Raw genomic sequence first — 25,205 nt, 5'->3', positions numbered from 1 at the left:
CGCCCGGCCGGATTCGGCAGCCAAACGCTGCCACGCGGCCGGGTCCGGGTCTACGCTGTAGCCATGAGCGATCCAATCGTCATTCTGAGCGAAGAACCCCTCGGCCGGGACGACCGCGTCAACATCGCCAAACTCGTGGACGGCAGCGATGCCCCCATCGTGGTGCTGGTGCCGGCCAACACTGAACGGCATCTGCTGGTCGATTTCCTGGAGAACCTGTCCATGCTGGAGGTGGCGAAAGCCTTCCGGGACCTGCTCTCGCAGGCGCCGGACCCCGAGGTGGAACGCGCCGGCGCTGAGAGCGCACTGGCGGCCTCGCTCGAGGCGCTGGAAGGCCTGGGCTCCGGGGTCACCGGTGAGATCGTCGACGGCGGTGCTGTCGCCGGCCTGGTAGCGAAGGTCAAGGCCTTGAATGCCTCCCAGGCGGTGGTGGTCACCCGTCCGCACGCCATCTCAGACACCTTCCACACGGACTGGGCAAACAAGGCACAGGACCAGCTGGGCCTGCCCGTGCTGCATTTGTATGCCGGTTCGGGATTCATTGGCGACTCCTGAACGTTGAGCACAGCATGAGCACCGACAACAGCAAGTACTTCGGCACCGCCGACCTGACGGCCGGGGTGCCGCACCAGGATGTTCCGGACAAGGGCGCCTGTGTGGAAAAGAGCGACGCCGAATGGCGGCAGCAACTGACGCCGGAGGAATTCCGGGTGTTGCGCCAGGCGGGAACGGAGCGCCCCTACACGGGCGAATACTGGGACACCCACACGGCCGGCGTCTACCAATGCCGGGCCTGCGGAGCCGAGCTCTTCACCAGCAAGGAGAAGTTCGACTCGCATTGCGGCTGGCCCTCGTTCTGGGCGCCGCTGGCAGAAGGCGCCGTACTCTACCTCCACGACCGCAGCATGGGCATGGAACGGGTGGAAGTGCGTTGCGCCAACTGTGATTCCCACCTGGGCCACGTGTTCGAAGGCGAGGGCTACGGCACTCCTACAGACCAGCGCTACTGCATCAACTCCGTCTCCCTGAAGTTGGTGGAGACGCCGGTCGGCAGCTAGCCCGGTCGCGGCCGGGAGATCCAGCCTGTTCCCTGGCTGGACCTCCCGGCCATTTCCCAGCCTCCATGCAATAGATTCTCTTATGCTCAAGGCGCTTTTCACTTAGCAACACTGTTCGCTTGCTACGCTCGCCTCAGAATCAAAAACCACTGAGGAAAGGCACCGTCAACGATGACCACCACCGCCACGGCGACCCGAGAACGCATCACCGCAGAGAACCCGGCATGGGGCTCCCTGAAAGCCGCAGCCACCGCGCTGCAGGCCCTGCAGGCCAAGGACGGTTCCGTTCCCGAGACCACGGACCACGCGGCTGCCCGCGGACACGTCGCCGCCATCATCGCCGCCGTCGAGGAACTCGCCCCGGCCTTCCCGCACGACGCCCTCTACCTCGAACTGCTGGTCAAGGACTTCGCCCGCTGGAGCGACACCGGCTTCGGCGTGCCGGACTTCCTGGACTCCCTCATGGCGTTCCAGCCCCAGGAGCAGCGCGTGGACGGCCTGCAGCACCTGGTCGTCTTCCCGATGTACACCCAGAACGGCAGCACGAACCGCCTGGTCGAAGCTGTGCTGATCGAGGTCATCTGGCCCGAATTCATCGGCGGCCTTGAAGCCGGCGATTACTCCAACAAGCTCTTCGTCCCGATCCGCTTCATCGACTTCACCCCGGGCTACGACACCAACTCCGCCGTGCTGTTCCCGGAGACCGTGGCCGTGCGCGAAACCCCCACCTTCACGTGGGGCGCCATCTTCGCCGACCGCGAGGCCGCACGCTTCCGCCGGGTCCTGAAGGCCGCCGCCAAGACCACCTCGCTGGAACTGCCGGCCGACGCCGCCGAACTGCTGGACAACCAGGACCTCACCCAGCGCACGTTCGTCATGTGGGACCTGATCCACGACCGCACCCACATGCGCGGCGACCTGCCCTTCGACCCTTTCATGATCAAGCAGCGCATGCCGTTCTTCCTGTACTCCCTGGAGGAACTGCGCTGCGACCTGACCGCCTTCCGCGAGTCCGTGAAGATCGAAAAGGACGAGGAAGCCTCCGAGGACGCCCGCAAGCACGCCAAGCTGGTCCAGTACGCCATCATCTTCGACCGTGTCTTCCGCTTCGCCATCACCGGCAGCCGCGTGCGCAACTACGACGGCCTGGGCGGCCAGCTGCTCTTCGCCTGGATGCACCAGCACCGTGTGCTGCACTGGACCGACAGCAAGCTCAGCATCGACTGGGAAGACGTTGCCGACGTCGTCGTCAAGCTCGGCGAGCAGATCGAAGAGCTGTACTGGCGCTCCATCGACCGCCCGAAGACCGCCCACTGGCTGGCCGCATACCAGCTGATTTCGGGTACCGTTACCCCCAACCCCGCTTCGGTCTGGGCCAAAGGCCCCGACGCGCTGCCGCTGACCGGCGCACCGCGCGAGCTGACCGACCAGGTCATGGACGACGAATTCCCGCTGTCCATGTTCTACGAGGCATTGGAGAAGAAGATGCGCCCTGTCATCGAGTCCACCACCGGCATCACGGGATCGACGGCGGCCTGATGGCACCACTGAATGTCCTGGTCACGGGCGGCAGCAGCGCTTCCGGCATTGCTGCCGCACGGGCCCTTGCCCTTGCCGGTCACCGGGTGTTCGCCGTCGGTTCGGACCGTAGCCGCATCACGGCCGCCGCGGAGGAAGCCGGCGACGGCGTCACGCCCTTGGTCTGCGACCTCACCAGCCTGCCCGCGGTGCGCGAGCTCGCCGACGAGGTCCACGCAGCCGCAGGTCCCGTGGACGGCGTTATCCACCTGGTGGGCGGCTGGCGCGGCGCCAAGGGCATCGAGGACCAGCCGGACGAGGACTGGGATGCCCTGTCCAGCAGCGCCCTGACCACGCTACGGAACGTCTCGCGGGTCTTCTACCGCGACCTCGCAGACTCCCCCGCCGGGCGGCTCGCGATCGTCAGCTCGACGACGGTCTCCGCACCCACCGCGGCGGCAGCCAGCTACGCCGCCGCCAAGGCCGCCGCAGAAGCCTGGACGTTCGCCGTCGCCGACGGCTTCCGGCGCGAGCAGTCGGGCGTGAAATCCGAACCCGCGGGAACCTCCGATCCCGTCGAGCAGCACAGCGCTGCCGTCGTCTTCATCGTCAAAGCGCTCGTGGATGCCGGCATGCGGCACGCCCACCCGGAACGGAAGTTCCCCGGATACACGGACGTCGAGGAACTGGCCGCGGCCGCCGTCGGGCTGTTCAAGCAGCCTGCCGAGGAAGTAAACGGGCGCCGGATCCGGCTGGTTCCCTGACGCGACGCCGCCCGGGCCCTGGCCCGCGCCCCGGGGCGGCCCGCAGCGGCTGCCCCTCCTTAGACTGAAAGAGTGAATGAACCCATGACAACTGCCCTGCAGCAGTCCACGGAAAACCTGGCCGGCCGGATCCACGATCCGGAAGTCCGGGGTTTCGCGTCCGACAACTACTCCGGCGTGCATCCAGAGGTCCTGACCGCACTGGCCGCCGCCAATGGCGGGCACCAGGTTGCCTATGGCGACGATGAATACACCCACAAGCTGGAGGGCCTCATCGAGGAGCTGTTCGGTGAGGGCGCCGAATGCTATCCGGTCTTCAATGGCACCGGCGCGAACGTAGTCGCGCTGCAGTCCCTGCTGCCGCGCTGGGGTGCGGTGGTCTGCGCCGGCACCGCCCACATCAATGTGGACGAGAACGGCGCTCCGGAACGGATCGGCGGTATGAAGCTGCTGCAGGTTCCGGCAACGGACGGCAAGCTGACGCCGGAACTGATCGACCGCGAGGCCTGGGGCTGGGGCGACGAGCACCGTGCACAGCCGCTGGCGGTGTCGATCGCCCAGACCACCGAACTGGGCACCTGCTACACGCCCGAGGAAGTCAAGGCCATCGCGGACCACGTGCACGCCCGTGGCATGAAGCTGCACATGGATGGCGCCCGGCTGGCCAACGCGGCCGCCCACCTCGGACTCCCGCTGCGCGCCTTCACCCGCGACGCCGGAGTGGACATCCTCTCCTTCGGCGGAACCAAGAACGGGCTGCTCTTCGGCGAACTCGTGATCGCCCTCAATCCCGAGGCCGCCCACGGCCTGAAGTACCTGCGCAAAATGGACATGCAGCTGGCTTCGAAGATGCGCTTCATCTCCGCCCAGTTCATCGCCCTGCTGGAGGACGGCCTCTGGTTGCGTTCGGCCGGGCACGCGAACGACATGGCCACCCGCCTGCGTGCCGCCGTGGACCGGATCGACGGAGTCGAGCCCACCCAGGCGACGCAGTCGAACGGCGTGTTCGCGATCCTGCCGCCCGGCGTGGCGGACCGGCTCCGGAATTCCTTCAAGTTCTACGACTGGGACGAAGCCGCGCGGGAAGTTCGGTGGATGTGCTCCTTCGACACAAGCGAAGCGGATATCGACGCCTTCGTTGCCGCGATCAAACGCGAACTGGCTGCGCAGTAGCCCCTGGGCCAATGCGGCCTGGGGTCACGGCACCTTGGCCGGGGCGGCGTGCCTACGGGATTTCGCCGCCCCGGACACATAATCTGCCAAGGTGAACGCTCTATCACAGCTTCCCGAGGACTTTCTTCACGCCTTGGGAACACTCCGGAAGGCGCAGTGCAGGCCCGAGCTGAAGCTCGGCGAAATCCCGGCCCCCACGCGCCTTGCCCCGTACGCCGTCGCCATGGGCGCAGAGGTGTTCAGCCACGCACCCGCCCGCCGCCAGCTGCCCGTCCACGGCCCGGCGGCCCTGGCCTTCGCAGCGAACAACCCCTCCACTGGCGACGATGACGAGGACAACGAACTCGCCACGGGCCGCTTCATCCTGCTGCATGATCCGGACGGCTCCGCCGTCTGGGACGGCGAATTCCGGATCGTGACCTACATCCGGGCCCAGCTGGAGGCCGACATGGGCAACGACGAAATGCTGGGCTCGGTGGCCTGGACCTGGCTGGTCGAAGCGTTGGAGAACCATAGTGCCCGGTACCGCGCGGCGGGCGGCACGGCAACCCGGATCCTCTCGGAAAGCTTCGGCACCCTCGCCGGCCGGCCGGACACCATCGACATCGAACTGCGGGCGTCCTGGACCCCGGCCAGCTCCGATGCGCAGGCCCACCTCGAAGCCTGGTCCGACATGGTCTGCACCTTCGCAGGCCTACCGCCCCTGCCGCCAGGGGTCACCCCCCTCCCGTCCCGGCGGTTGAACTGAATGTCCGCCCCCTGCGGGCGGCCTGCCGCGGCGACGGGACGGCGTTGTCCAACCCCCGGCCTGCCGGAATCGCTAGACTGTAAGGCACCATGAGTCCTGAAAACCTGGAACCCAACACAGCCGGCGGCCCGGCTGCTGAACCCGCCCCACACATCACCGTGGAAGGCTTCGACAACCCCATCCCCGAGGTAATCGACCTCGACGCCCCGCGCGAGGGCGTGCCGCTGGTCATCGACACCCTTGCCGGCCTGGAACGCTGCGCCGCGGCCATTGCCTCCGGAACCGGTCCCGCCGGAGTGGACGCCGAACGGGCCTCCGGTTTCCGCTACGGCCAACGGGCGTTTCTCGTGCAGATCCGGCGCGAAGGCGCCGGAACGTGGCTGATCGACCCCGAACCGTTCGAAGACCTGAAGATTGTCAACGAGGCCCTGTCCGGCGTCGAATGGATCCTCCACGCCTCCACGCAGGACCTGCCCTGCCTTTCCGAGCTGGGCATGTGGCCGGACAAGCTCTTCGACACCGAACTGGCCGCCCGCCTGGCCGGGCTGCCCCGGGTCGGGCTGGCCGCCGTCATCGAACAGCTCCTGGGCTTCGGCCTGGCGAAGGAACACTCCGCGGCGGACTGGTCCACCCGGCCACTGCCGGAACCTTGGCTGCGCTACGCCGCGCTCGACGTCGAAGTCCTCGCCGAACTGCGCGAGGAACTGATCGAACTGCTCGAAGCGGACGGCAAGCTGGAGTTCGCGGAGCAGGAGTTCGCCGGCATCCTGGCAAGCGGCGTCCCCGCACCCCGGGTGGATCCGTGGCGCAAGACGTCCGGTCTGCACCAGATCCGGGACCGGCGCCAGCTTGCCGCCGTGCGGGAATTGTGGCTGGAACGGGACCAGCTGGCACGAAAGCGGGACGTCGCACCGGGCCGGCTCATTCCGGACTCCGCGCTCGTGGCAGCCGCCAAGTCGCTGCCCTCCACGGTTCCGCAGCTTCTGGCCACCAAGGGCTTCCACGGCCGTGCCGCGCAGCGCGAAGCACCGCGCTGGCTACGCTGCATTTCCGTTGCCCGCGGCCTCGAGGACCTCCCGCCCCTGCACCTGCCGACGAACGCCCCGCCGCCGCCGCGCGTCTGGGCGGACCGGGATCCCGACGCCGCCGCCCGCCTGGCAACCGCGCGACCCCGCCTGCAGGCGGCCGCCGAGGAGCTGAAGCTGCCGGTGGAGAATCTCCTCACACCCGACTACCTGCGCCGCGTCCTGTGGCGGCCGCCGTCGGACATCACCACGGAGACGGTCGCCGCGGAGCTGCGCGAACTCGGTGCCCGGGAGTGGCAGATCGCCATCACCGCGCCCATCCTGGCCGAGGCGAGCCTGAACCCGGAACCCCTGCCGTCGAAGGAAACCCGGGAAAAGCCGGCTCCCTAGCTGCCGCTGCGCCGCGTCCCTGGCTTGATGAATCCCGTCTCGTAGGCCATGATCACGGCCTGGGTGCGGTCCCGTACCTGAAGCTTGGCCAACAGCGAGGCCACGTGGCTTTTGACTGTTTCGGGGCTGAGGTAGAGGGCCGATGCGATCTCGGCGTTGTTCCGGCCGGCCGCGAGCTCCGCGAGCACGTCCTGCTCCCGGGCGCTCAGCGTGGCGAGCAGTTTCGCGGCGGTTTGGTCGTGGCCGGGAACGGTGAGCTGCCGGACGGCTTCCGGGAAAACAACGCTGTCCCCGGAGGCCACCGTCCGCACCGCCTGGATGATTTCCTCGGGCCGGGACCGCTTGAGCAGGAAGCCTGACGCGCCGCTGCGCAGGGCCGCGAACACGTAGTCGTCGCTGCCGAAGGTGGTCAGCACCAGCACCTTCGGCCTTGCAGGGGCGCCGTCGGACGGGACCGGACGGCTCCCTTCCAGGAGCAGGCGGGTGGCCTGGATTCCGTCAATGCCGGGCATGCGGACGTCCATCAGGACGACGTCGGGCCGCAGGCGGGCGGCGAGGGCCGGCACCTCCGCCCCGTCCCCGGCTTCGCCAACCACCTCAAGTCCGGGTTCACCGTCGAGAATGGCGCGCAGCCCGGAGCGCACCAATGGTTCGTCGTCCACAACCAGGAGCCTGATCATCTTCCTGCGCTTCCCGAAGTCCCGCTGCCTCCCCAAGGCAGTTCCGCCGTCAGATGCCACATACCGCCGGATGCCCCGGCCTTGAACGTACCGCCCAGGAGGACCGCCCGCTCCGCCAGTCCGGCCAGCCCTCGGCCCCCTGCCGTGCGCGGGAGCGGAAGGTCCCGCGCACCGGAACGCACCGCCGTCGGGAGCCTGTTGCTCAGCAGGAGTCCGAGCGAACCGGCGGCAGGGCTGCCGCGCACCTCGACCACTACGGTGCACGCCGATTCCGGCGCATGCTTGGCCGCGTTGCTCAGGCCTTCCTGGACCATTCGGAAGAGCTCGGCGGCCACAGTGTCCGGCACGGCGTAGGGATCGCCCGCGAGGCGCAGTTCGGCGGGCGGACCGGTGGCCTGATGCCGCGCGATGAGTTCGTGAAGACGTTCCTGCAGGGGGCCCGGCTGGTCCGTGGGCGCCCGGAGGATCCCGAGCACGTAGTCCAGTTCCTCCAGGGCGGCCCGGCCCGCCTCTTCAACCGCAGCCATGGAGGCCGCCGCCTTGTCCGGCTCCGTGGCCAGCAGCCTGCGTGCAGCCGCCGCCTGCAGAGTGGTGACCGTCAGGGCGTGTCCGATCGAATCGTGGAGTTCCCTGGCCAGCCCGTTCCGCCGGGCGAGCTCGCGGGCGTGCCGCTCGGCGATGGCGAGCTTCGCCTGTTCGGAGGGCCCCAGGAGCAGGACGGCCCAGACCCGCAGCTGGCTCGCCACCCCGACCAGCAGCGCCAGGGCGCCCATGCCGGCCGCCGCCAGGAGCCAGGCCGCGGCCACGGTCCCGACCCCGGGCAGCAGCTGGCCGGTGAACGCCTCAAGGCTTGTGATGCCGCCCCCGAAGGCCGCGAATGCGATCACGGCCAGTGTGGGCAACACGAACACCAGGACGGCGACGGCGAGCGCGCCGGACAGCAGGTGCACCAGGAACCAGAGCGCACCCCGGGCGACGTCGGCAAGGCGGGTTGTTCCGGCGGGTTCTTCCAGCGCGGTGCCAAGGAGCTCGTTGGCGGCGGTCCGTTCCAGGGTCCGCATGACGCGGAGGGTGGACGGCACGGCCAGCAGCCCGGCTCCGATGAGGAGGCTGCTGGGCACGGCCAGCGGATTGGCGGCGGCAAGCCGCCACAACTGCACGATCCAGAGGGCGACGGCGGCATAGGGCACGGCGAGCAGCCCGCCGATCATGAGGAACACGGCTGCCCGCGTCGCCGCGGACAGCCGTGCCCTGTTCGAGCCGGTTTGGTTCGAGCTGATGTCCTTCGAGCTAGTGTGGCCCACGCCCAACATTGTTCCCCATCAGCCCGCGCGGTGGCACGAGGCACAGGCCCCGCGCCGCCGCAGCCAGTACGCCAGGGTGGCCGCGCCCAGCGCGACGCCCCAGATCGGCCACAGGAATGCGGGCCCCAGCGGCGCCCAGTTGCTGAGGCTGAAACCCGGGATGGTGCCTTCCGAGGGCAGTCCGGCCATCATGAGCATCGTCACCGACGCCGGGATGATGGCCATCGCCACGAAGGCGGCGGGAACAACAGCCAGGGTGATCGGCACCCGCTTGCCGGCGAGCCCGGGGATCCACCGCGGGAAGGCCTCTCCCCAGCGTTGCACCAGGCCCAGCGTCAGCACGGAGCCCAGGACCGCCATGCCGCCGAGCCCAAGTGCGCTCGTGTCCATTCCCTGGGATTGCATCCCGTCCAGCAGTCCGGGCTCCACGCCGAGCGGAATCCCGAAAGCCCAGCAGATCCGGGTCGCCGCGTAGATCAGCGGAACGACCACTGCCACTGCCACGGCGATGCGTCCCCAGCGAGCGGCTGCACCGGCGCTGAAAGGACCGCCCGCCGTCCCGTCGCCGCGGCCGCACTTTGCGCACGCTTGCCGTGCCCGACGGTTTACGGCGACCGCCAGCGCCGCCCACAGCGCGGCTCCCGCGGCAAGTGCCAACAGGTTCAACTGGGCCGGGTCCAGCAGCCGGGGCAGGGCCTGCTGGATCTGAGGGTCATAGGAAACCTTCGCGATGATCACGGGAATGTAGCCGAGCACCGAAAGCAGGCGGGCGTCCCCCACCAGGACCAGCGCTGCAAGGCCCGTCAATGCCGCCATCGCCGTCACCGCGGCCCGGAGCCCGGGAACGGCCCGGTCCTGCCGGGCACCGGCAGCGCAGGCTGCGGCGAGCAGCGCGGCCAGTCCGGCGAGCGCCGTCAGTCCCCAGCCCAGCAGGGCGTTCGGGGCTCCGTGGAGCAAGGCCATGGAGTATCGGTCGCCGTCGCCGACGGGAAACGGCTGCCCCGACAATCCAGCGATGGTGCCCGCGAGCGCGTAGAGTGCGGCGAGGACGGCCGTCACTGCCGCCAACCTGCGCGTGCCGTTGCCGGCGTGGGAGGCTGCCGGCAGCGTGGTTGCTTCATTCCTTGTGTTGCCATTGTGTGTTGTCATGCTTCAACCCTCCCGCCGGACCGCCCGCGCCTGATCCCCGTGACGGGTGGATGCACTCCCCCGCATGGGGGATATCCGTACCACCGGAACGCAGCCTTGCCGGGTAAGTTACTGGCGAGTAACATTGTCTCGAAATCCCCGTCTCAAAGAGGAGCAACACATGACCCCCAGCGGGAATAAGCAGCAACGCACGGTCCGGGACGTCGTCTTCGTCGACGGAGTGCGCACGCCGTTCGGCAAGGCCGGGGAGAAGGGCATCTACGCCGGCACCCGTGCAGACGACCTCGTGGTCAAGTGCATCCGCGAACTGATGCGGCGCAACCCCTCCCTGCCCACGGAACGCGTCGACGAAGTGGCCATCGCGGCCACCACCCAGACCGGCGACCAGGGCCTGACCATCGGCCGCACCGCGGCACTGCTGGCCGGGCTCCCCCGGACTGTTCCCGGCTTTGCGATCGACCGCATGTGCGCGGGGGCCATGACCGCGGTGACGACGACGGCGAGCGGCATCGGCTTCGGCGCCTACGACGTCGTGATCGCGGGCGGTGTGGAACACATGGGCAACCACCCCATGGGCGCCGGCGCCGACCCGAACCCGCGCTTCATGTCCGAACGCCTCGTGGATCCCGCCGCCCTGAACATGGGCAACACGGCCGAAAACCTGCACGACCGCTTCCCCGCTATCACCAAGGAACGCACGGACGCCTACGCGGCCGCTTCCCAGGCCAAGCTGGCCGCCGCCTACGCCAAGGAGCAGATCCAGCCGGACCTGGTGCCCGTGGCGGCGAAGAAGCCTGGCGCAGGCTGGGCCTTCCACACTGTGGACGAGCCTCCCCGGCCCGGCACCACCGTGGCCGACCTCGCGGAACTCCGCACGCCGTTCCGCCCGCACGGCCGCGTCACCGCGGGCAATGCCGCCGGTTTGAACGACGGCGCGACGGCGGCGCTCCTCGCCTCCTCCGACGCCGCGGAGGAACTGGGCCTGGCCGTCAAGATGCGCCTGGTCGCCTACGCCTTCGCCGGCGTCGAGCCCGAGGTCATGGGTATCGGACCGGTGCCCGCCACCGAAAAGGCGCTACGGAACGCTGGACTGTCGATCGGGGACATCGGCCTGTTCGAAATCAACGAGGCCTTCGCCGTGCAGGTGCTCAGCTTCCTGGACCACTTCGGAATCGCCGACGACGACCCCCGGGTCAACCGCTACGGCGGGGCGATCGCCGTCGGGCATCCGCTCGCGTCCTCGGGCGTCAGGCTCATGAACCAGCTGGCCCGGCAGTTCGAGGAGGATCCCTCGGTGCGGTACGGCATCACCACCATGTGCATCGGCCTCGGCATGGGCGCCACCGTCATCTGGGAGAACCCGCACCACCCGGACTACACTGCCGCAACGAGCGAAACCACAGACATCAGCAGCACCGACCGCAAGGGAGCCGCCGCATGAGCGCCGCAGATTTTCGGAAACTGGCAGACCTTTTCCCCGACGAAACGGTCACCCACTCCTACGTCCAGGACATCGAGCTGCCGGCCGTCGGCGGCAAGGCGGGCGCCGGCACCTTCGCCCTGATCACCTTGGACAACGACCTCGACCACAGCAAACCCACCACCCTGGGCCCGAACACCCTGGTGGAGCTCGGCACAGTGTTGGAAGGACTCAAGGAACGGGCCGCCCGGGGCGAAATCGTGGGCGTCGGGGTGACCGGCAAGCCGTACTTCCTGGTGGCCGGCGCCGACCTGTCCGCCGTCAAGACGCTGCGCGAACGCGAGCACGGACTCTGGATGGCGCAGCTGGGCCATGAGGTCTACGGATCCCTGGCCTCCCTGGGCGTGCCGAGCTTCGCCTTCATCAACGGCCTGGCGCTGGGCGGCGGCCTGGAGATCGCCCTGCAGTCCAACTACCGCACGGCGTCCACCGGTGCCGGCGCCCTTGCCCTGCCGGAAGCCCTTCTCGGCCTGGTTCCGGGCTGGGGCGGCGTGTACCTGCTCCCCCGCCTCATCGGGCCGGAGAACGCGGTCAAGGTGATGATCGAAAACCCGCTGAGCAACAACCGCACCCTCAGCGGACCGCAGGCCTTTGAGCTGGGCATCGCCGATGCCCTCTTCGAACCCGCCGATTTCCTGGAGCAGTCCATCGCCTGGGCCGCGCGGGTCATCGCCGGTGAAACGGCCCCCGAACGGCGCAACGCTGTCGACCCCGCCGATCCCGCCGTCGCGGAACGCTGGGCGGCCGCCGTGGTGGGCGGCCGGGCCTTTGTGGAGGCCAAGACGTCCAACGCTTCCCCTGCGCCGGCCAAGGTACTGGACATCATGGAAGCCAACCGCACCCTGAGCCAGGCGGAGTCCGCGGCCCTGGAATGCGACACTTTGGCCGATCTGATGCAGACGGACGAGTTCCGCTCCACCGTCTACGCTTTCCTGGACCTCGTGCAGAAGCGTTCCAAGCGGCCAGCGGGTGCACCCGACCGCAAGCTCGCCCGCCCGGTGACCAAGGTCGGCGTCGTCGGCGCGGGGCTCATGGCGAGCCAACTGGCGCTGCTGTTCGCCCGCCAGCTCAAGGTTCCAGTGGTGCTTACGGACATCGAGCAGGAACGCGTGGACAAGGGTGTGGCCTACGTCTATGCCGAGGTTGACAAGCTGCTCGGCAAGAAGCGCATCAGCCAGGACGCGGCCAACCGCACCAAGGCTCTCGTGAGCGGCTCGGTATCCAAGGAGGCCTTCGCCGACGCGGACTTCGTGATCGAGGCCGTGTTCGAGGAACTGAGCGTCAAGAAGCAGGTCTTCGCCGAGGTGGAGGAAATCGTCTCCGCCGAGTGCATCCTGGCCACGAACACCTCCTCCCTGTCAGTCACCGCAATGGCGGAGGGCCTCAAGCACCCCGAACGGCTGGTGGGCTTTCACTTCTTCAACCCGGTGGCCGTCATGCCGCTGCTGGAGATCGTCCGCGCGCCGCAGACCGACGACGCCGTGCTCGCCACCGCTTTCGAACTGGCCAAGGGCCTGAAGAAGACGGCGGTGCTGGTCAAGGACGCCGCAGCCTTCGTGGTCAACCGCATCCTGCTGCGCCTCATGGGCGAAGTGATCGCCGCCTTCGACGAAGGCACCCCCGCCGAGGTGGCGGACACCGCCCTGCGGCCCATGGGCCTGCCGATGTCTCCCTTCACCCTCAGCACGATGGTGGGCCTGCCCGTGGCCCAGCATGTGCAGGAATCCCTGCACGCTGCCTTCGGCGACCGGTTTGCTGTCTCGCACAACCTGCAGAAGCTGATCGACAACGGAGTGAAAACCCTCTGGGTCGAGGGACCTGACGGCTCCCGGGTGATCCCCGAGGAGACACTGTCGCTGATGTCCTTCGGCAACTCCCCCTCCACCGGGGCGGAAGTGCTCCGCCGGACCCAAGACGCCTTGGCCGAGGAAATCGGACTCATGCTCCAAGAAGGCGTGGTGGCCGGGCCGGAGGACATCGACCTTTGCGTCATCCTCGGTGCGGGCTGGCCAATGTTCCTGGGCGGGATCACCCCGTACCTGGACCGGGTGGGCGCCTCCGAGCGGGTCAACGGCAAACGGTTCCTCGCCCCGGGGGTCGCCTCGGCGCCGGCAGCCTCCTAGGCGCCCAAGCAGCCGTCCGGACACAAGTGGAAGGCTGATCCGAAAGGGCGGCAGCGGAACACCCTCCGCTGCCGCCCTTTCGGCTGTCCGGGCTGCTGATTCAGCTGCTATTCCAGGGGCGTGAGAACCCCGCCGTCGAGCCGCAGCATGCGGTGCGCACGCGCGCGGGCGTAACCGAGGTCGTGGGTGACCATCACCACGGCGGCGCCGCGCGCGGCGGCGTCCGCCATGGCGGCGTCCAGGACGTCCAGGCCGTTCCGGTCCAGGCCCACAGTCGGCTCGTCCAAGGCCAGCACCTCCGGCTCCCGCGCGATCACCGTGGCCAGGGCCAGCAGCCTCCGGGACGACGCCGGCAGCTCCAGCGGATGGGTTTCCCATTGTGCGTCGAGGCCGACGGCGGCCAGGGCGGCGAGGGCGCGTTCCCGCACCCGGGCATCATCGGCGTGACGGCGGAACAGTCCGCGCTTCGCACCCAGCCCGAACGCGACCTCCCGCAGCGCCGTCCGTTCGAAGAGCTGGAACCGGGGGTCCTGGAACAGCAGCCCGACGTGGGCGGCCAGGAGTCCCGCAGCTGTTCCGGCGGTGGGCGCGCCCTTGAGCAGCACGGTTCCGGAGCCGGGGCGGAGCAGGCCGTTGAGCTGCCGAAGCAGCGTCGACTTCCCGCTGCCGTTGGGGCCGGTGACGGCCAGGACCTCCCCGGGCCGGACCGGCAGGTCCACGCCGTGCAGGATGTCCGCCCCGGGGCCGGCGGCTTCGTCGTAGCGGAAGCGGACGTCCCGCAGCTCCAGGACGGGGACAGTACCCGCGCGGCTGGGCGGGTGCACCGGGCGGGCAGGCGCAGCGCCGGGGACCACGACGCCGGAGCGGACCAGTACGTCTCTGTGTGGAGAGGCAGCGGCCAGCAGGACGTCCGGCGCCCCCGTGGCGAGCTGCCGGCCGGCGTCGGGCCCCCTGCCTCCCAGCACGGTCCAGTGCGCGGCGGTGCGGCTCAGGGCGTCTGCTGTCGAACTGAACACGACCACGGAGGTCCCGGCCTCAAGGAGGCGCCGCAGCAGCCGCTCGACCGTCGCGGCTCCTGCGGCATCAAGGGACGCCAACGGCTCATCGAGCAACAGTACGGCGGGCCGGCCGATGACGGCGCAGCCGATGGCCAGGCGTCGGAGTTCACCGCCGGAGAGGGTAGCCGGGTCGCGTCCCAGCAGATCCTGCAGCCCGGTGAGTTCGGCGGTGTCGGCGATCCGGCGCCGCATTTCCTCCGCCGGGACGCCAAGGTTTTCCAGCCCGAACGCCAGTTCGCCGGCCACGGTGTCCCTCACGGTCGAAAGCATCGCGGCGGAGTCCTGGGGCACGTAGGCTACGTGCGCGGCCCAGGCGGCCGGGTCAATCCGGGGGTCGTCGTTGCCGCCCGCGAAGTCGATGACGCCGGCGCCGGACGCACCCAATTCGAGCCGGCCGCGGAGTTCTCCGCCGTGGTGCCCGGGCAGCCAGGCCGCGAGGATCCTGGCCAGGGTGCTCTTGCCGCTGCCGGAGCCGCCGAGCACGGCCGTCAGGCTCCCGGCTTCCACGCTGAGCCGGACGTCCCGGAGCGCCGGGGCATCTGCCCCGTGGAAGGTGAAGGTCTGCACGTGGGCCGCCAGCAGCGGCCCCGCGTTCATGCCCGCCCGCCCATGAGCGCAAGCGCCACCCGGCCTGCCACAGCGGCGGCGCAAACCACGAACAACGCCCGGCGGGCAGCACGCTGGCGGGTCGAATCAGGCACCGTCTGGAGACTGGTGTGCGGCTGCCGGCCCGAGAAGCCCCGGGCATCGAGGGCCTGGGCCCGTTCCCCGGACTCATGAACCAGGGACAGCACCAGCGGTACGGCCTGCAAGCGGGCGGCGAGGAGCCGGGACGCGAGGCTCCGCCCGATCACGAGTCCCCTGGCTTCCTGCGCGGCCCGGATGCGGCGGATCCGCTGGGCGGCCGCCGGCAGCAGGGTCAGGGCCGACACCACGACGAAACCGAGCCGGGGCGGCAGCCCGCGGGCTGACAGGACCGTGAGCAGTTCCGGGACGCGGACGGTGAAGGAAAACAGCAGGAACGCCAGGACGAAGACGCCGGTGCGGAGGCCGGCGTCGAGGGCGAAGAGCAGCCCTTCCCGGGTGACAGCGGCGGGGCCGAAGGATGCCAGCACCGTCCGCCCTTCGGGGAAGAAGAGCCCGTGCACCAGCAGCAGCGCCGCCCAGAACGGCAGCAGGATGGCCGCGGCGGCACGCAGCACCGAGGCCGCCCGCGCCTGCCGCAGCGTCAGGAAAAAGAGCCCGGCCAAGACAGCGAGCGAAAAGGCCCAGTGCGCGGCCGCCGTCGTGATGACCGCGACGGTGGCAGCACCGCCGAGGGTGGTCAGGGGGTTCAGGCGCTCCAGCGACGAACTGCCGGGGGTCATGCCTTGGCTGCTGGCTCCCTGCCCCCGGGCACCCGGCCCGCGAGTACCCGGAAGCGGCGCACGAAGGGGAACTGGAAGGAGCTGCGGCGCGGCAGGGCGTAGACCAGGAGGGCCGCCACGGTGAAGACGATCGCCTTGTCCGCGGGGTCGGAGATCAGTGCTTGCTTGGTGATGGCGGCGAGCAGGGTGTCCCCCATGGCGCGGAACGCGGACACGATGGCTCCTGTGGCCAGCCCGGACGTGCCGCCGAACACGAACGCGGCGATCGGCGCTGACACCACGCCGCCCAGCACGCCGGCGAGGAAGCCCGCGAACGGTACCAGGTAGAAGCGGCGGAACACGCCGGCACGCGCCGCGAGTCCGGCCAGCCAGCCGATCAGGGCGGCACCCGCGGCGAACGGCAGCACCGTGGGGTTGAACAGGGACCAGACGATGGAGCTCAGGGCTCCGGTCGCGGCACCGGCGGCAGGCCCGGCAAGGACCGCCACGAGCACCGTGCCGATCGCATCCAGGTAGAACGGTACGAGGGTGCTGCCCACGAACTGGCCCAGCACGATGTTCAAGACCATGGCGATCGGGATGAGTACCACGGTGGAGGTGGGCAGCGTGGGAAGGACCGCGACCACCAGGAGCACGGCGCCGAGGAGGAAGCCGCCCAGCGCGGCTAGGGCGGCAAGGCTGCCGGGACCGGCGGCGATGTCCGCGGGCTGGGTGAGTACCAGCACCACGTAGGTCACGATGATCGAGGCGGCGCCGAGGATCTCGAGGAGGCGCCGGCGCTTGGGGGCTTCGAGCAGGAGGAGGGAAGACTGCTGCGGTGACGGGGAGGCCATGGTGGGTCCTTGCTGTGGGCTGTGCACGCGTTCCGCCTATGTCACCTCGGCGCAGGAACCATCCTAACCGCCAGACGGCTCCATGGACCGGGCCAGCGCCCCGAGCGAGCGGATCAGCTCGGCGAAAGCCTCCTCCGGGTGGTTTTCCGAAACGATCCGGGCATTCGGCGCCTCGTCCCAGAGTCCGCGGTAGTCGGCCACGGTGGTGCCGAACAGCCGCGGGGCCGCGGTCTCCACGTGCACCGTGGCCGTGCGGGTTCCGTAGCGGACGGTTCCGGCCGCCACGGCCGCGGCGAAGTAGTCGTGCACGTGGGCGATGTAGCCCTGGTCGTAGGCGCGGTGGAACTCGAAGTAGAAGCGGAGCATGTCGCTCAGGTGCCGCACCAGGGGGTTCGACGCCGTGCTGCGCTGGCCTTCCTGCTGGCCGGGCAGCACGAGCTCGGGCGCGGCGCATCCGGCTTCCCGGGCGAAGGCCTCCACGTGCTCCGGGCGCATTTCGATCCGCTCCGTGGTTTCCAGGGCGCACACCACGGGCAGTCGGTCTGCGGGCAGCCCCGAGAACGCGGCGAACACCTCCGCTGCGGCGTGCGGGTCCACGTGGGTGTTCCACTCGGCGGTAGGCGTGGTGTTGCCCTGGTAGTAGTAGCTGCCGCCCATGATCACGACGCCGCGCAGCAGCTCCGGGAGCCGCGGCTCGGCGCGCAGTGCGAGGGCGAAGTTCGTCAGTGGTGCCGTGAGGAGCGCGGTCAGCTCCCCAGGGCGCGCCCGGGCCGCTTCGATCCAGAGTTCGACGGCGTCCCCCGGGTGCACGCTGCCCTGCGGTTCCGGGAGCTCAGCGTAGCCGATGCCCTGCGGCCCGTGGGTTTCCGGCGTAGTTACCAGCGGGATCCGCAACGGCGCCCTGGCCCCGATGGCCACGGGGACATCCGGGCGGCCGCACAGCTCCAGCAGGGCGAGGCTGTTGCGGGCCACCTGATCCGCATCGACGTTGCCCGGGGTGCTGCTCACGGCCACGAGTTCCACGTGCGGCTGGCTGCACAGGTAGGCCAGGGCAAGGGCGTCGTCGATGCCCGTATCGCAGTCCAGCAGCAGGCTGACCGGTTCCGGCATCAGAAGAGCGCAACCTTGGGCTGCGGCGGGAAGATGTCGTCCAGTTCGGCGCGCTCCTCCGCGGTGGGGACCCAGCACACCGCGGCGGCGTTCTCCGTGACCTGCTCCGGCCGGGTGGCTCCGGCGATCACGCTGCTGACGGCCGGCTGCGCGGCGAGCCAGGAGAACGCCAGCTGCAGTTCGTTCAGCTCGCGTTCCTTGGCGAAGCGGCTGAAGCGGCCCAGCTGCTCCCAGTCGGCGTCGTCCACCATATGGGTGCGGGTATGGCTGAGGCGCGAGCCCTTGGGGGCCTGGCCGGGGGCGTACTTGCCGGTGAGCAGGCCGTTGGCCAGCGGGAAGTACGGCAGCACACCCAGGCCAAGTGCCTCGGCCGCCGGCAGGACTTCCAGTTCCGCGCGGCGGTCCAGGAGGTTGTAGTGGTTCTGGGTGGAGATGAAGCGGGTGCCGCCGCTCATGCGGGCCACGTACTCGGCCTCGGCGATCTGCCAGCCGGTGCGGTTGGAATGGCCGATGTAGCGGACCTTGCCGCTGCCGACGAGGTCGTCCAGGGCCGAGAGGGTTTCCTCGATCGGGGTCAGCGGGTCCGGTGTGTGGTACTGGTAGAGGTCGATCCAGTCGGTGTTCAGGCGGCGCAGTGACGCTTCGACCGACTGGATGATGTACCGCCGCGAACCGCGGGCGCCGAAATCCCTGCCGTTGGCACCTTTCATGTCCATGCCGAACTTGGTGGCCACGATCGCGTCGTCCCGGCGGCCCCTGAGCGCCTTGCCGAGCATGGTTTCGCTGAGGCCGGGTTCCTTGCCGTAGATGTCCGCGACGTCGAACAGCGTCACTCCCGCATCGAGGGCCGCCTGGACGACGGCGTCCGTGCCCTTCTGCGTTTCGGTGGCGGTGTTGGCCCTGCCCAGGTTGTTGCAGCCCAGCCCGACCACGGAGACGGTCAGTCCGGAATTTCCAAGACGGCGGTATTCAGTCATGGTCCCCAGCCTAGCCTGCGAGGGGACCCGACCGAGCTTGCGAGGTTGGGGAGCAGGCTGGGCGCTAACGGCCTTCAGGAGGGGAAGCTGATTCCCGCTTCTTCCATGGCATCCTGGAGCTGGGCCATCGTCTTCGGGCCCATGCCGTGCAGGCCGGCGATCCGCTCTTCACCCATTTCGGCGAGCTGTTCCAGGGTTTCCAGGCCCTCGTGGGCCAGCGCCCGGCGGGCGGGAGCGGAGATCCCCTTGGGCAAAGGCGTGTGTCCTGGCCAGTTGCTCTTGGATGTCACAGGGGCTTCCCTTCCAGGCGTGGAGTGGTGGTCCTTAGAGGGTAAAGCCAGTGACGTTTTTGGGCGAGTGCTTGAGCTTGAAGGCCTCGGGTTCCCCGTGCGGCGCGGCGGCAATGCTGAGCTTGGTGAAGTCCAGATCCTCGCCGCGGATGCATACCTTGATGGCGTTGACCGCCTTGTTCACATCCGGGCAGAGGCAGAAGATGTTGAGCCGGGAGTTCCCGATTTCCGACCGTTCCACGGTACCCAGTCCGCGCCAGGCGAGGGCGCTGCGCAGGGCCGTGCTTGCCTTGCGTTCGAGGTAGCGGTCCCGTTCGGTGCCGTCCTTGCTCTTCAGCGCGAACTGGGCCACCAGCCAGAACTGCTCGGATTCAGGCAGTTCCGCGTAGCCGTCTTCGTCGCACTGTGCCGCGAACGCGGCCAGGAGTCCTTCCGCACCGTTTTCGTCGTCGACGTCGGTGGCGTCAGTGCTGCTCTGGTGGCCCACGGTGCCGTGGTTGATGACGAACTGGCCGAAGTCCTCGTCGTACCAGGCCTCGCGGAACAGCAGTACGCCGTCCTCGTCCCGTTTGTAGCTGCGGATGATCCCGCTCATGCCCGTCCTTTTCCGAACCATGCGGCGCACGTGCTGGCGGGCCCGGTGCCGTCGAACGGTTCCTGTTGTGTGAGTACTTCCTGGTACAGCCGCCCGGTCTCGCCGCGGATCGCGGCCACGGTATGTTCCGGGTAGCCCATGGAGAGCCGGCGTTCCTCGAACTCGTCTTCGTCGTCGACGAACACACCGTGCTTCGTGGACCGGATCACGTCCAGGTCCATGTCGATCATGTGGAACTCCGCCACGCCGTCACGGATGGTCTTCCAGCCGTGGTCCAGGGCCAGGTCAATGTAGATCCGGAAGTCCCCCGGATAGCTGTCGTCGTAGAAGGTGGCCACGTAGTCCCCGCTGCGCGGGACCAGCAGTACGGCGTCGGAGGCGGTGTAGAAGGCTGCGCCGGGGCGGGAGCAGAATTCGTTCCTGCCTTGGAACACCCACCAGCCGTGGATGTCTTCGCCGAGGTAGCGCCCCGGGACCACCCAATGGGCGGTGCCGTCCCATTTGCGGTTGCGGGCCACCACGAGATCGCCGGGCTGCAGGCCTTCCGGGTGTCTGGTCATCACAGGGTGGGCAGGCTGCCGGTGGTCGGGTGTGCCTGGCCCGGCAGCGGGCGGGCGAAAGGCACCTTCGTCCCGAGGACCTGGGCCACAATGTCGTGCGTGATCTGCTGGGCGGTCAGCCCGACGCGTTCGAGGACCTGGCTGCGGGTGCCGTGCGAGAGGAACTCGACGGGCAGGCCCACCTCGTTCAGGGCGGTGTCCACACCGGCGGCCCGCATCTCCTGGCGGATCCGGGAGCCGACCCCGCCGGCGCGTACGCCGTCCTCGATGCAGATCACCAGACGGTGGTGGGCCGCGAGGGCGATGATGGATTTGCGCACGGGCAGCACCCAGCGGGGGTCCACCACGGTGGAGCTGATCCCCTGCGAGCCGAGCCGGGCCGCGACGTCGAGCGCGAGTTCGGACATCGCGCCGACGCTGACGATCAGGACGTCGTTCTCGGTGGAGCCTTCGGGACGCCTCGCCAGCACGTCCACGCCGTCGGCCAGCCGCTCGATGGCCTCGACTTCCTTGCCGACGCTGCCCCGCGAGAAGCGCACCACGCTGGGCGCGTCGCCGATCGCCACGGCCTCGCGCAGTTCCTCGCGCAGGCGGGTGGCGTCGCGCGGTGCCGCGAGGTGCAGTCCCGGCACAATCTGCACCATGGCCATGTCCCACATGCCGTGGTGGCTGGCGCCGTCGGGACCGGTGACGCCGGCCCGGTCCAGGACGATGGTGACGCCGGCCTTGTGCAGGGCGACGTCCATCAGGAGCTGGTCGAAAGCCCGGTTCAGGAAGGTGGCGTAGACGGCCACCACGGGGTGCAGGCCGCCGAAGGCCATGCCCGCCGCGGAGGTGAGGGCATGCTGTTCGGCGATGCCGACGTCGAACACCCGCTCCGGGTGCCGTGCGGCGAACTTGTGCAGGCCCACCGGGATGAGCATGGCACCGGTGATTCCCACGATGTCCTTGCGCTCATCCGCGATGTCGGCGATTTCCTCGGCGAACACGGAGGTCCAGGACTGCGCGCCGGGCGATGCCGTGGGCTCGCCGGTTTCCGGGTCGATGACGCCGACGGCGTGGAACTGGTCGTCCTCATGGGCGCGGGCCGGCGCGTAGCCATGGCCCTTTTCCGTCATGGCGTGCACGATCACCGGTCCGCCGTAGTGGCGGGCCGTGGTGAGGGCGTTTTCCAGGGCCTGCAGGTTGTGGCCATCCACCGGGCCGATGTACTTCATGCCCAGGTCCTCGAACATGCCCTGGGGCGCCCACCAGTCCTTGATGCCCTTCTTCATGGCATGCAGGCTCCGGTAGGTGAACTGGCCCAGCGGGCCGCCGTCCTGCAGCCGCTTCTTCCACCTGTCCAAAGCGACCTCGTAGGCCGGGGCGGCGCGGAAGGAATCGATGGTGGGACGCAGGGACGCCAAATAGTCGGCCAGGCCGCCGACCGTGGGGGCGTAGGAGCGGCCGTTGTCATTGACCACGATCACCACGCGGCGTCGCTTGTCCGCGGCGATGTTGTTGATGGCTTCCCAGGCCATGCCGCCGGTCAGTGCCCCGTCGCCGACGACGGCCACCACGTAGCGGTCACCGTCACCAGTCAGCTGCCGGGCGCGGGAGATGCCGTCAGCCCAGGACAGCGAGGAGGAAGCATGGGAGCTCTCGACAATGTCGTGTTCGGACTCGCCGCGGTCCGGGTATCCGGAGAGGCCGCCCTCCTGGCGGAGGGTGCTGAAGTCCTGTCGTCCCGTGAGGAGCTTGTGCACATAGGACTGGTGTCCGGTGTCGAAGACGATGCTGTCGCGGGGAGAGTCGAAGATCCGGTGGATCGCCATCGTCAGCTCCACGACGCCGAGGTTCGGGCCGAGGTGGCCACCGGTCTGGGCGACGTTGGTGATCAGGAAGGACCTGATTTCGTCTGCGAGCTGTTCCAGTTCAGTGCTGCCCAGCGTGGCCAGGTCCTGCGGAGTCCGGATTGTCTCCAAGAGTCCCAACGGCCCCTCCTTAGGTGATTGACGTGCCTGTTAACTTTAGCGCCTTGCCGGCCGGGCCCTAACCTCGCCGCACGGTGCACGGCGGCCGGCCGGGACAAAGCGGAACGACGGCGGCCCCGGCCGGTCAGAAGACCAGCCGGGGCCGCCGTCGTCGTACTCTGCGTATTAGTTCGCCGAGATCTGGCGCAGCACGTACTGCAGGATGCCGCCGTTGCGGTAGTAGTCCGCTTCGCCGGGGGTGTCGATGCGCAGCACGGCGTCGAAGGACTTCGAGCTGCCGTCCTCGGCCGTGGCGGTCACCTTGAGCGTCTTTGGCGTGATGCCGTTGTTGAGCTCGGTGACGCCTGCCACGGAGAAGGTTTCGGTGCCGCTCAGGCCCAGGGTCGCGGCGGATTCGCCGGCCGGGAACTGCAGCGGCAGGACGCCCATGCCGATCAGGTTGGAGCGGTGGATGCGCTCGTAGCTTTCGGCGACGACGGCCTTCACGCCCAGCAGCGCGGTGCCCTTGGCAGCCCAGTCACGCGAGGAGCCGGAACCGTATTCCTTGCCTGCCAGGACCACCAGCGGCGTGCCGGCGGCCTGGTAGTTCTGGGCGGCGTCGTAGACGTAGGCCTGCGGGGCGCCTTCCTGGGTGAAGTCCTTCGTGAAACCGCCCTCGACGCCGTCGAGCAGCTGGTTCTTGATGCGGATGTTCGCGAAGGTACCGCGGATCATGACTTCGTGGTTGCCGCGGCGGGAACCATAAGAGTTGAAGTCCTTGCGCTCCACGCCGTTGGCCAGCAGGTACTGACCCGCCGGGGTGTCCGACTTGAAGGAGCCGGCCGGGGAGATGTGGTCGGTGGTGACCGAGTCGCCCAGCTTCAGCAGGACGCGGGCGCCCTCGATGTCCTGGACGGGCTCCGGCTGCGCCTTCATGCCCTCGAAGTACGGGGGCTTCCGGACGTAGGTGGAGTCCTCGGCCCAGGCGAAGGTGTCACCGGCGGGCGTGTCGAGTGCCTTCCAACGGTCGTCGCCGTCGAAGACGCCTTCGTAGCCCTTGGTGAACATGGCTTTGTCGATCGAGGAGTCGATGACTTGCTGGACCTCGACGGGGTTCGGCCAGATGTCCTTCAGGAAGACCTCGTTGCCTTCGGAATCGGTGCCCAGGGCATCGGTGTCGAAGTCGAAGTCCATGGTGCCGGCCAGGGCGTAGGCGATGACCAGCGGCGGGGAGGCCAGGTAGTTCATCTTGACGTCCGGGTTGATGCGGCCTTCGAAGTTGCGGTTGCCCGAGAGGACAGCCGTGACCGAGAGGTCGTTGGCCTGGATGGCCTCGGAGATTTCCGGCTCCAGCGGGCCGGAGTTGCCGATACAGGTGGCGCAGCCGTAGCCCACGATGTAGAAGCCGAGCTTCTCCAGGTACGGCGTGAGGCCGGACTTCTCGTAGTAGTCGGTGACGACCTTCGAGCCAGGGGCCACGGAGGTCTTGACCCACGGCTTGGCGGTGAGGCCCTTGTCCACGGCGTTGCGGGCCAGCAGGGCAGCGGCGAGCATGACCGAAGGGTTGGAGGTGTTGGTGCAGGAGGTGATCGAGGCGATCGACACCGCACCATGGTCCAGTTCGAACTCGCGGCCGTCAGCGGTCTTGACGTGGACCGGAGAAGACGGGCGGCCGTGGGAACCGTTCGCGGCGGACACGACGCGGGCGGTCTCGGTGGTGTGCGAGTCCGCGTGGGTGAAGGACGGCGAATCGGAGGCCGGGAAGGACTCGTCCAGGGACTCGTCCACGCTGCCGTCTTCGATGGAGACGTAGTTGTGGATGTCCTTGCGGAACTGCTCCTTGGCATCCGTGAGCTCGATGCGGTCCTGGGGACGCTTCGGGCCCGAGATGGACGGAACCACGGTGGACAGATCCAGCTCGAGGTATTCGGAGAAGCGCAGCTCGCGGGACGGATCGTGCCAGAGGCCCTGTTCCTTGGTGTAGGCCTCGACCAGGGCGACGTTTTCCTCGGAGCGGCCGGTGAGGCGCAAGTAGTCCAGGGTGACGTCGTCGATCGGGAACATGGCGGCCGTGGAACCGAATTCCGGGCTCATGTTGCCGATGGTGGCGCGGTTTGCCAGCGGCACGGCGGCAACGCCTTCGCCGTAGAACTCGACGAACTTGCCCACCACGCCGTGCTTGCGCAGCATTTCGGTGATGGTCAGGACGACGTCGGTGGCAGTGGCGCCGGCCGGGATGTTGCCGTTGAGCTTGAAGCCCACGACGCGCGGGATGAGCATGGAGACCGGCTGGCCGAGCATGGCGGCTTCGGCTTCGATGCCGCCAACGCCCCAGCCCAGCACGCCCAGGCCGTTGACCATGGTGGTGTGCGAGTCGGTGCCGACGCAGGTGTCCGGGTAGGCGCGCAGGACGCCGTTGACTTCACGGGTCATGATGGTGCGGGCCAGGTATTCGATGTTGACCTGGTGCACGATGCCGGTTCCCGGGGGGACAACCTTGAAGTCGTCGAACGCGGTCTGGCCCCAGCGCAGGAACTGGTAGCGCTCACCGTTGCGCTGGTATTCGATTTCCATGTTGCGCTCGAGGGCGCCGGAGTTGCCGAAAACGTCGATCTGGACGGAGTGGTCGATGACCATTTCGGCCGGTGCCAGCGGGTTGACGCGCTTGGGGTCGCCGCCGAGGTCCCTGACGGCTTCACGCATGGTGGCCAGGTCCACGACACAGGGGACGCCGGTGAAGTCCTGCATGATGACGCGGGCCGGGGTGAACTGGATCTCGGTGTCGGGCTCCGCATTCGGGTCCCAGCCGGCCAGGGCGCGGACGTGGTCGGCCGTAATATTGGCGCCATCCTCGGTCCGCAGGAGGTTTTCAAGCAATACCTTGAGGCTGAACGGAAGGCTGTCTGCGCCCTCAACGGAGTTCAACCGGAAAATTTCGTAATCGGTGCCGGCTACATTCAGTACGCCTTTGGAACCGAAGCTGTCCACAGTGCTCATGGCAGGACTCCTCTCGCAACAGCTTTCATCTTTGTCGCGCGGGTCAGCGCTATC

At 68.7% G+C, this 25,205-nt stretch carries 22 protein-coding genes; 9 read left to right on the top strand and 13 right to left on the bottom strand.

Annotation, left to right across the window (positions count from 1 at the left end; genetic code table 11):
- Positions 1–63: 63 nt before the first annotated feature.
- From ACN9M4_RS08505 to ACN9M4_RS08475, 7 genes are all read left to right on the top strand, one after another.
- On the top strand, positions 64–555 hold the full coding sequence (locus ACN9M4_RS08505) for a hypothetical protein (RefSeq protein ID WP_426303099.1): 492 nt from the start codon (positions 64–66) through the stop codon (positions 553–555).
- Positions 556–569: 14 nt separating this feature from the next.
- Positions 570–1,058, top strand: a complete 489-nt coding sequence (gene msrB, locus ACN9M4_RS08500) for a peptide-methionine (R)-S-oxide reductase MsrB (protein ID WP_426303098.1) — start codon at positions 570–572, stop codon at positions 1,056–1,058.
- Between the two features lie 171 nt (positions 1,059–1,229).
- A complete protein-coding gene (locus ACN9M4_RS08495) occupies positions 1,230–2,597 on the top strand; it encodes a DUF6421 family protein (RefSeq protein WP_426303097.1) in 1,368 nt (455 codons plus the stop codon).
- On the top strand, positions 2,597–3,340 hold the full coding sequence (locus tag ACN9M4_RS08490; RefSeq protein WP_426303096.1) for an SDR family NAD(P)-dependent oxidoreductase: 744 nt from the start codon (positions 2,597–2,599) through the stop codon (positions 3,338–3,340). The genes ACN9M4_RS08495 and ACN9M4_RS08490 overlap by 1 nt, the downstream gene beginning before the upstream one ends.
- A gap of 84 nt (positions 3,341–3,424) precedes the next feature.
- Positions 3,425–4,513, top strand: coding sequence for a threonine aldolase family protein (locus ACN9M4_RS08485; protein WP_426303431.1), 1,089 nt, complete (start codon positions 3,425–3,427; stop codon positions 4,511–4,513).
- A gap of 91 nt (positions 4,514–4,604) precedes the next feature.
- A complete protein-coding gene (locus ACN9M4_RS08480; protein WP_426303095.1) occupies positions 4,605–5,261 on the top strand; it encodes a DUF3000 domain-containing protein in 657 nt (218 codons plus the stop codon).
- Positions 5,262–5,350: 89 nt separating this feature from the next.
- The gene (locus ACN9M4_RS08475) at positions 5,351–6,676 is read left to right on the top strand and encodes an HRDC domain-containing protein (protein ID WP_426303094.1); all 1,326 of its coding nucleotides are present in this window, start codon (positions 5,351–5,353) and stop codon (positions 6,674–6,676) included.
- On the opposite strand, the gene ACN9M4_RS08470 is transcribed toward ACN9M4_RS08475, so the two are convergent.
- Genes ACN9M4_RS08470 through ACN9M4_RS08460 form a run of 3 tightly spaced genes read right to left on the bottom strand, consistent with a single transcriptional unit; the run spans position 6,673 to position 9,809 of the window.
- A complete protein-coding gene (locus ACN9M4_RS08470) occupies positions 6,673–7,356 on the bottom strand; it encodes a response regulator (protein WP_426303093.1) in 684 nt (227 codons plus the stop codon). The two genes, ACN9M4_RS08475 and ACN9M4_RS08470, sit on opposite strands and share 4 nt — an antisense overlap.
- Positions 7,353–8,660: a sensor histidine kinase gene (locus ACN9M4_RS08465; RefSeq protein ID WP_426303092.1), complete on the bottom strand. Its 1,308-nt coding sequence runs from the start codon at positions 8,658–8,660 to the stop codon at positions 7,353–7,355. Before ACN9M4_RS08465 ends, ACN9M4_RS08470 begins: the two co-directional genes overlap by 4 nt.
- 18 nt (positions 8,661–8,678) lie before the next feature.
- Positions 8,679–9,809: a hypothetical protein gene (locus ACN9M4_RS08460; protein ID WP_426303091.1), complete on the bottom strand. Its 1,131-nt coding sequence runs from the start codon at positions 9,807–9,809 to the stop codon at positions 8,679–8,681.
- A gap of 160 nt (positions 9,810–9,969) precedes the next feature.
- Between ACN9M4_RS08460 and ACN9M4_RS08455 the strand changes: the two genes are divergently transcribed.
- On the top strand, positions 9,970–11,250 hold the full coding sequence (locus ACN9M4_RS08455) for a thiolase family protein (protein ID WP_426303090.1): 1,281 nt from the start codon (positions 9,970–9,972) through the stop codon (positions 11,248–11,250).
- Positions 11,247–13,412, top strand: coding sequence for a 3-hydroxyacyl-CoA dehydrogenase NAD-binding domain-containing protein (locus tag ACN9M4_RS08450; protein WP_426303089.1), 2,166 nt, complete (start codon positions 11,247–11,249; stop codon positions 13,410–13,412). Before ACN9M4_RS08455 ends, ACN9M4_RS08450 begins: the two co-directional genes overlap by 4 nt.
- Positions 13,413–13,519: 107 nt before the next feature.
- Here ACN9M4_RS08450 and ACN9M4_RS08445 read toward each other — a convergent pair whose 3' ends face one another.
- The 10 genes from ACN9M4_RS08445 to acnA all read right to left on the bottom strand — a co-directional run bounded on the left by ACN9M4_RS08445 (position 13,520) and on the right by acnA (position 25,151).
- Positions 13,520–15,067, bottom strand: a complete 1,548-nt coding sequence (locus tag ACN9M4_RS08445; protein WP_426303088.1) for an ABC transporter ATP-binding protein — start codon at positions 15,065–15,067, stop codon at positions 13,520–13,522.
- The gene (locus tag ACN9M4_RS08440) at positions 15,064–15,837 is read right to left on the bottom strand and encodes an energy-coupling factor transporter transmembrane component T family protein (RefSeq protein WP_426303087.1); all 774 of its coding nucleotides are present in this window, start codon (positions 15,835–15,837) and stop codon (positions 15,064–15,066) included. The genes ACN9M4_RS08445 and ACN9M4_RS08440 overlap by 4 nt, the downstream gene beginning before the upstream one ends.
- Entirely contained in the window at positions 15,834–16,670 is an 837-nt protein-coding gene (locus ACN9M4_RS08435; protein ID WP_426303086.1) for an ECF transporter S component, read from the bottom strand. The genes ACN9M4_RS08440 and ACN9M4_RS08435 overlap by 4 nt, the downstream gene beginning before the upstream one ends.
- Positions 16,671–16,733: 63 nt before the next feature.
- The gene (locus ACN9M4_RS08430) at positions 16,734–17,780 is read right to left on the bottom strand and encodes a nucleoside hydrolase (RefSeq protein ID WP_426303085.1); all 1,047 of its coding nucleotides are present in this window, start codon (positions 17,778–17,780) and stop codon (positions 16,734–16,736) included.
- A complete protein-coding gene (locus ACN9M4_RS08425; RefSeq protein ID WP_426303084.1) occupies positions 17,780–18,757 on the bottom strand; it encodes an aldo/keto reductase in 978 nt (325 codons plus the stop codon). Before ACN9M4_RS08425 ends, ACN9M4_RS08430 begins: the two co-directional genes overlap by 1 nt.
- 74 nt (positions 18,758–18,831) lie before the next feature.
- Positions 18,832–19,047, bottom strand: a complete 216-nt coding sequence (locus tag ACN9M4_RS08420) for a helix-hairpin-helix domain-containing protein (RefSeq protein ID WP_426303083.1) — start codon at positions 19,045–19,047, stop codon at positions 18,832–18,834.
- Between the two features lie 34 nt (positions 19,048–19,081).
- Positions 19,082–19,642, bottom strand: coding sequence for a hypothetical protein (locus ACN9M4_RS08415; protein WP_426303082.1), 561 nt, complete (start codon positions 19,640–19,642; stop codon positions 19,082–19,084).
- Positions 19,639–20,202, bottom strand: coding sequence for a DUF402 domain-containing protein (locus ACN9M4_RS08410; RefSeq protein ID WP_426303081.1), 564 nt, complete (start codon positions 20,200–20,202; stop codon positions 19,639–19,641). The genes ACN9M4_RS08415 and ACN9M4_RS08410 overlap by 4 nt, the downstream gene beginning before the upstream one ends.
- Entirely contained in the window at positions 20,202–22,175 is a 1,974-nt protein-coding gene (gene dxs, locus ACN9M4_RS08405; protein ID WP_426303080.1) for a 1-deoxy-D-xylulose-5-phosphate synthase, read from the bottom strand. The genes ACN9M4_RS08410 and dxs overlap by 1 nt, the downstream gene beginning before the upstream one ends.
- Before the next feature lie 165 nt (positions 22,176–22,340).
- Positions 22,341–25,151, bottom strand: a complete 2,811-nt coding sequence (gene acnA / locus ACN9M4_RS08400; protein ID WP_426303079.1) for an aconitate hydratase AcnA — start codon at positions 25,149–25,151, stop codon at positions 22,341–22,343.
- Positions 25,152–25,205 lie beyond the last annotated feature (54 nt).

It is taken from the genome of Arthrobacter sp. R-11 (assembly GCF_049913155.1).
Taxonomy (GTDB): Bacteria; Actinomycetota; Actinomycetes; order Actinomycetales; family Micrococcaceae; genus Arthrobacter.
Note: the sequence above shows the minus strand (reverse complement) of the source record. Positions and strands in the feature narration are given on the sequence as shown.

Excerpts from the sequence above, each read along its gene's own strand:
- ACN9M4_RS08470 (WP_426303093.1), bottom strand. The coding sequence starts at position 7,356 with ATGATCAGGCTCCTGGTTGTGGACGACGAACCATTGGTGCGCTCCGGG.
- ACN9M4_RS08425 (WP_426303084.1), bottom strand. The coding sequence starts at position 18,757 with ATGACTGAATACCGCCGTCTTGGAAATTCCGGACTGACCGTCTCCGTG.
- ACN9M4_RS08450 (WP_426303089.1), top strand. The coding sequence starts at position 11,247 with ATGAGCGCCGCAGATTTTCGGAAACTGGCAGACCTTTTCCCCGACGAA.
- ACN9M4_RS08445 (WP_426303088.1), bottom strand. The coding sequence starts at position 15,067 with ATGAACGCGGGGCCGCTGCTGGCGGCCCACGTGCAGACCTTCACCTTC.
- acnA (WP_426303079.1), bottom strand. The coding sequence starts at position 25,151 with ATGAGCACTGTGGACAGCTTCGGTTCCAAAGGCGTACTGAATGTAGCC.
- ACN9M4_RS08435 (WP_426303086.1), bottom strand. The coding sequence starts at position 16,670 with ATGGCCTCCCCGTCACCGCAGCAGTCTTCCCTCCTCCTGCTCGAAGCC.
- ACN9M4_RS08505 (WP_426303099.1), top strand. The coding sequence starts at position 64 with ATGAGCGATCCAATCGTCATTCTGAGCGAAGAACCCCTCGGCCGGGAC.
- ACN9M4_RS08485 (WP_426303431.1), top strand. The coding sequence starts at position 3,425 with ATGACAACTGCCCTGCAGCAGTCCACGGAAAACCTGGCCGGCCGGATC.
- ACN9M4_RS08415 (WP_426303082.1), bottom strand. The coding sequence starts at position 19,642 with ATGAGCGGGATCATCCGCAGCTACAAACGGGACGAGGACGGCGTACTG.
- ACN9M4_RS08475 (WP_426303094.1), top strand. The coding sequence starts at position 5,351 with ATGAGTCCTGAAAACCTGGAACCCAACACAGCCGGCGGCCCGGCTGCT.
- ACN9M4_RS08495 (WP_426303097.1), top strand. The coding sequence starts at position 1,230 with ATGACCACCACCGCCACGGCGACCCGAGAACGCATCACCGCAGAGAAC.
- ACN9M4_RS08455 (WP_426303090.1), top strand. The coding sequence starts at position 9,970 with ATGACCCCCAGCGGGAATAAGCAGCAACGCACGGTCCGGGACGTCGTC.
- ACN9M4_RS08460 (WP_426303091.1), bottom strand. The coding sequence starts at position 9,809 with ATGACAACACACAATGGCAACACAAGGAATGAAGCAACCACGCTGCCG.
- ACN9M4_RS08410 (WP_426303081.1), bottom strand. The coding sequence starts at position 20,202 with ATGACCAGACACCCGGAAGGCCTGCAGCCCGGCGATCTCGTGGTGGCC.
- ACN9M4_RS08440 (WP_426303087.1), bottom strand. The coding sequence starts at position 15,837 with ATGACCCCCGGCAGTTCGTCGCTGGAGCGCCTGAACCCCCTGACCACC.
- ACN9M4_RS08490 (WP_426303096.1), top strand. The coding sequence starts at position 2,597 with ATGGCACCACTGAATGTCCTGGTCACGGGCGGCAGCAGCGCTTCCGGC.
- msrB (WP_426303098.1), top strand. The coding sequence starts at position 570 with ATGAGCACCGACAACAGCAAGTACTTCGGCACCGCCGACCTGACGGCC.
- ACN9M4_RS08430 (WP_426303085.1), bottom strand. The coding sequence starts at position 17,780 with ATGCCGGAACCGGTCAGCCTGCTGCTGGACTGCGATACGGGCATCGAC.